Below are 5447 nucleotides of genomic sequence, written 5' to 3'. Positions count from 1 at the left end.
AATGTCATCAGGGTTAATCCTGTTAATGTTTCCGCTAAAAGGAACACCATCAACGATTAAGAAAGGGTTGTTACTGCCGTTAATTGAACCAATACCTCTTAATCTGATAGCAGGGCTATCGCCAGGCTGACCTGTCGCTGTCGTTACTTGAATACCAGGGCCAGAACCACCAAGTGCGGAAATCGCATTTGAGATAGGTCTGTCTTTGATTTTCTCAGCTGAAAGCGAAGTTACTGAACCAGTGATACTTTTAGTATCCTGAGTACCGTAAGCTACTACTACAACTTCACCCGCGTCAATAACGTCAGGTACCATCGATACATTAATTGTGGATCTGTTTCCAACAGGCTCTTCTTTGGTTTTGTAACCTAGAAACCTGAATACAAGAACCGCATTCTCAGCATTCACTGATAAAGAGAATTTACCGTCCGATCCAGTGGTTATTCCAGTGGTTGTTCCCTTAATGGAAACCGTCACGCCTGGAAAGCTAGAACCGAATTCATCTAGCACAGTACCCTCCACGGTACGTTGCTGGCCCATTACACTGCTACTGACAAGCAGCAAAATGAGCATTACTTTGATCTTAAATTTTAGCATTTATACGTAATTTATTTGTTTGCACGAATAACTCCTAAACAGAGGGGTAACGTTAGTTTAAGGTGACTGTTAGGCTATATCTTTATTTGTAAGGTATATATTTGGTTTGGACGGTAGGTTTTTAGATTGTTATTTAAGGGTTTTTATTGTTCATTTTCGGTCAAATAGCAGGTGTTTTAAAATTGTAAATATCTATTACGATATTGGTTTTATTAAATTATTGACGGTTATTGAAATGTATTAGTCTCATCTTCAATTAATTACAAAAAATATTACTTGTCTGATGTATTATAATATTGTCGCGAATTTTATAATTTTTACGATCCGTCAATTTCAGCGCATAAATTTGGCGATAATATGGATTGAAATTATTTTGTGAATATATGTGTATTTTTTGACATAAAAAGCATCTCAGTTGATTTTACTTAAATTCTTGATTTTAAAATATGAATTTATCAATTCATTTCGGATGATTTTTATTCCATTGTAGCTAAGATTATCACAAGTATTATTGTAATTATTCAGAAAATATAAAGGTAATTTCTAGGTTGTAGGTTTCTGTGTCTCTTGGGGTAAGGGATGGGGTTGCAACCACACTTAAATTACCGAAAGATCCACTATACAATATGAATTTATCTCGTCTGTTTGAGGGGGTGTTAGTATAGGTTAAATCACCTTTTGGTTTAAAGGTCTGACACTCATGAATAAAATTAAGTAGCAACAAAGTGCAAGCTGGGCCGACCGTGGGGTATTGGTTTTGACTTCGGTAGATAGGGTATAAAAAAGAAGAAGCCCAATTGCATCAATTGGGCTTCTGTAATTTGCTATGAGATGAAGATGTTAAATCTTCATCGTTTTATTAATCGTTCTGAATCAGATTAGGGTTAACGTTAATCGCGCTAATTGGGAAGAACCAATTCCATTGTAGATCACCAGCAGGCATGTCTGTAATTCTAGCCTGAGTAAGGCTGAAACTACCCCTAGTAGATCTCTGAAGTGGTAAGTTCAATCTCTTAAGATCTAAGAAGTTGAATCCTTCTCCCCAAAGTTCAATTCTTCGTTGAATCCAGATTTCATCCAATAAGGCTTGTCCAGTGTTAACGCTGATTACAGCGTTTGGATCACGCTGAGAAACTAGAGAGAACAATGCAGTTCTAGCTGCTACTTCATTAGCAACTCCCAAACGAGCATTCGCTTCAGCTTCAATCAAAATCATCTCTGCAGTACGCATTAATACGAGGTCGCCATCGCCAAGTGTTCCAGCACCAGGTGATTGAAACTTAATATTCATGTATGGATATTTTGCAAAACTGCTTGGAAGTACAATCGCTGCTCTTTCAGCCGCAGTCACTGCCCAGAAACCTTTTCTAACATCAGTTGCAGGAATCAAGTCATACAGGTCAGCATTGATACACTTAGGGTCGGCTCTAATGTGTGACGAGTTGTAGTTGTAAGACATGTAAGCAAAGAATGATGAGAAGTATGTTCCTTGATCAGGAATGATACGGCTAGACCAAATCCAACCAGTTGCTCCATAGTTGTTGAAGCCTTGTTTAATTTGAGTCGAAGAAGTCAATGGGAAACCTGATCTTGCTGCTTGCGCATAAGTAATAGCATTCGCCCACTCACCTTTGGTCAAAGAAACTCTTGCCAACATACCATTAACAACGTTTTTACTGATTTGAGATTTGTCAGTGAATGTGACGGATGAAGCGTTTAAGCTTTGTAAAGCAGCGGTAAGGTCAGCTCCAATTTGAGCGTATACTTGGTCTACTGTTGAACGGGCTTTTGCTTCGCCAAGATTATTCAAATCATCAAGGTTGATCACAATACCTAACTGGTCGTTTGCTTGACCTGCTTTGTATCTTTCGGCATAAAGTTGAACAAGTGTATAATGGGCAAATGCTCTATAGAAATAAGCTTGACCTTTAATGTTGTTCTTCTCATCAGCGCTTCCCTCTACATTGTCAATTGAATTGATAATGTTGTTGGCATTAACAATTATGGTATAGTAGAAATTGTAAGTTTGACTTACCAATGAACTAGTGTTTGATCTGTGCTCAAGCCATTGGTGAACAGCTATAAACCAACCAGAACCTCTTTGTGGGTTAACAACGTCTTGTCCTAAGAAATCAAAGTTGATCAAATGGTCACCGTAACCTCCTGCCTCATCTTGAGAGCCTCCAGAGCCATACATATATCGGTGAATTCCTTCCAAAGCAGCTCTTTGGTTTGAAATAGTACCCAATACCTGATCAGCAGCAAGCTGATCCGTAGGTAACGTATCTAGGTATTCTTCATTACATGAGCTTACAGCCAATACAATAAAGAGTAGAATTATTTTTGAAATATATTTCATTGTCTTTTTTTTAGAAGTTTATGTTAACACCCAAGGTTAAAACTCTTGAAGGAGGGTAAAGCCCTGCATCTTGTGTTCCATTGAACGTTTCCATAGGGTTAAGACCTTTTATTGCGCTAATGAAGAATAGGTTTTCGGCCGAAACGTATGTTCTAAGGCTAGAAATTCCTAAGCTTTGAATTGCGGCTTTCTTAAACTCATATCCTAGGTTGATATTTCTAAGGTTTAGGAATGATGCGTCAGTCAACCATCTATCAGATGTTGCAATGTTGTTAGTGTTATTGTTGATCGAGATCCTTGGTACATCTGTAATGTCACCTGGGTTTTTCCATCTGTCATCCATGCCTACACTAATAGCACTACCATCAAGAGTGCCCATTAAGCTTTGCATGTTGCCGTCATAAATTTTACCACCAACACTGTAGGCAAACATTACAGAAAGAGAAAAGCCTTTGTAAGAAAGATTATTTGTAAATGCTCCGTAAACATCTGCAATAGAAGATCCAGCGTAGTGGTATACTCCATTGTTTTGGTTAGTTGTTACTGGAACACCATTGATTTCTTTCAAGAGGTTGTTAGGAGTAGATTCTGACTCTGGATCGTAAACATATAGTGGATTACCTGTGTCAGGGTCAACACCATACCAATCTTTTAACCAGAAATCATAAATAGAATGTCCTTCTAAAAGCTTTTTAGTACCTGTGATGATACCATTTTCTCTTGAAGTTTCAGGTAGCTGAGTAATCTCGTTTGTAAGCATGGTTGCATTTAAAGCAAAGTTCCACTCAAGTCCACCGGCTGATTTCAAAATATCAACATTGGCATCGAACTCTAAACCTTTGTTCACCATTTTACCAATGTTTCTGTTTTGTGAGGTGTAACCAGACTCACTTGGGATTGGCACTGAGAATAATAGGTTGTCAGAATAACGGTTGAAGTATTCAACAGTACCTCTAACTCTACCTAAAACTTCAAAGTCAACAGCTATGTCAGCAGAGGTGTTCTTTTCCCATTTTAAGGCATTGTTTCCAACATTGTAGCTAAAGAATCCAGCGTTATTTGCGTTGTTTCTGCCAGAAGAGTAAAGGGTTTGAGAAGCATAGTATCCGCCTACATTATCATTACCTGTTTGTCCGTATGATCCTCTAAGTTTTAACTCGTCAATCCAGCTCATGCCGCTCATGAAGGCCTCTTCACTCATTCTCCAGCTACCACCAATAGACCAGAAGTTACCCCATCTCGCTTCCTGAGAGAATCTAGATGTGCCATCTCTTCTGAAAGAGAATGAAGCAAAGTACTTATCATCATGGTTATAGTTAATTCTTGAGAAATAACCTTCTGTTTTGTATCTGTCAATCTGAGAGGCTGCAGAAACAATTGTTGTATAGTTATCCAAAACAGGATTGTCTAAAACGATATAACCTGTTTTTGCCGCGTTGAAATCATTGTTCTTTATGCCATAACTCTCATGACCAGCTAGGATGTCAAAGCTGTTTCTCGCGTCTAGATCGAATGAATAATCAACTAATTGGTTAAGGTTAGTAGTGATATCGAAGTTGGCGCTTTTAGTAGCTCTTCCTACTCCAATGTAATCACCTACAAATGGGTTACCATAGAATTGGCCATTTGCTGTTCCAATGTCCACACTACCATTAATTTTAATACTAAGGTTTTTGATTGGAGTTAATTCCACATAACCTACAGTTCTAAAGAATAAGGCTTCAGTCAAACTATTGTTCAAAAGTGATTCTTCAGGTGCTTGTCTGCCGGAAGTGTTATTTGGTCTAGTTGGTATTCCAAATCTACCATCACCTCTATCAAAAGCTTTAGTTCCAAAGTTAGGGTCAGTAATGTAGTTGCCTTGGTCGTCAATAGCATAAACAGGGAAAATAGGCCCCATTCTTCTTGCGTTATAGAAAGCGTTAGCGAAACCAGAGCCACTGCTCGTTACCGAATTTGTCATTCTGATATCACCAGAGTTGTTTACTCCAACTTTCAACCAATCTAAAACGTCAACATTAACATTTGTTCTTAAGGTATATCTTTCGAAATCAGAATTTTTGAAAACCCCTTTTTCATTCAAATAACCAAGAGATACATAGTAATCTGCTCTGTCTGTTGCGCCTTTCGCGCTGAAGTTATACTCTTGTCTGTAGCCTAGTCTTTCAATAGGGGCAAACCAATCTAGGTCGTCAGAAGAGTACCTAACACTTGCATTAGGGTTGATTGCACCATCGGTTCCGATAATTTGATTACCAGCAACATCTGTTGCATTGTATTTAAGGAAGGTGATTAACTCATTAGTAGCTTCTGTTGCTGCAACCTCAGGAGTCTTTCCTGCCGTTACTTTGTCATTTCTAAGTGCTTCCCAATAGGCTTGGTAGTAGCTCAATGGATCAAGTCTGTCATACTCTTGAATACCTCTGGCTGAAACACCTTGCTTAGTTGAGAAAGAGAAAGTTGGGGCAACGTTTTTCTTGCCTTGTTTGGT

Annotated in this window: 3 protein-coding genes; all 3 read right to left on the bottom strand. The window is 38.5% G+C overall.

Annotation, left to right across the window (positions count from 1 at the left end):
• On the bottom strand, positions 1 to 597 hold a 597-nt coding region (locus AWN68_RS11050), incomplete at its 3' end, for a carboxypeptidase-like regulatory domain-containing protein (protein ID WP_157716179.1).
• An 859-nt stretch (positions 598 to 1456) separates the two neighbouring features.
• Positions 1457 to 2956, bottom strand: coding sequence for a RagB/SusD family nutrient uptake outer membrane protein (locus AWN68_RS11045; protein ID WP_068415411.1), 1500 nt, complete (start codon positions 2954 to 2956; stop codon positions 1457 to 1459).
• A 10-nt stretch (positions 2957 to 2966) separates the two neighbouring features.
• Positions 2967 to 5447, bottom strand: a 2481-nt coding sequence (locus AWN68_RS11040; protein ID WP_068415409.1) for a SusC/RagA family TonB-linked outer membrane protein, incomplete at its 5' end; no start/stop codon positions are given.

The organism is Roseivirga echinicomitans (assembly GCF_001592935.1).
Classification (GTDB): Bacteria; Bacteroidota; Bacteroidia; order Cytophagales; family Cyclobacteriaceae; genus Roseivirga; species Roseivirga echinicomitans.
The sequence above is the reverse complement of the archived record's forward strand: the minus strand, read 5'-3'. Positions and strand labels throughout refer to the sequence as shown.